The 233-nt window shown below is 61.8% G+C and carries 1 pseudogene; it reads right to left on the bottom strand.

Annotation, left to right across the window (positions count from 1 at the left end):
* A pseudogene (locus EOB49_RS35965) lies at positions 1-233 on the bottom strand (gfo/Idh/MocA family oxidoreductase); the annotation flags it as partial.

Genomic DNA, 233 nt, shown 5'->3' with positions numbered 1-233 from the left:
CGGTATCTTTTCACCCGCGCGCGGCTTTGAACTGATCGTCCGCTCCTTGGCCGGCGTCGTCGCGAAGGCCGCGACCTGTTTCACCGGTCCGATCAGCTGGATCAGATTGGTGATGTAGTAAGGCCCGATATCGAGCACGGGACCGGCGCCCGGCTGGAAGAAGAAATCCGGATTGGGGTGCCAATGCTCCATGCCGTGGCCCATGACATGGCAGGTACCGCTCGTGACCTTGC

Origin of the sequence: Mesorhizobium sp. M7A.F.Ca.MR.148.00.0.0, from assembly GCF_003997735.1 — a bacterium.
Classification (GTDB): Bacteria; Pseudomonadota; Alphaproteobacteria; order Rhizobiales; family Rhizobiaceae; genus Mesorhizobium.
This window is presented reverse-complemented; position numbering and strand designations above follow the sequence as displayed.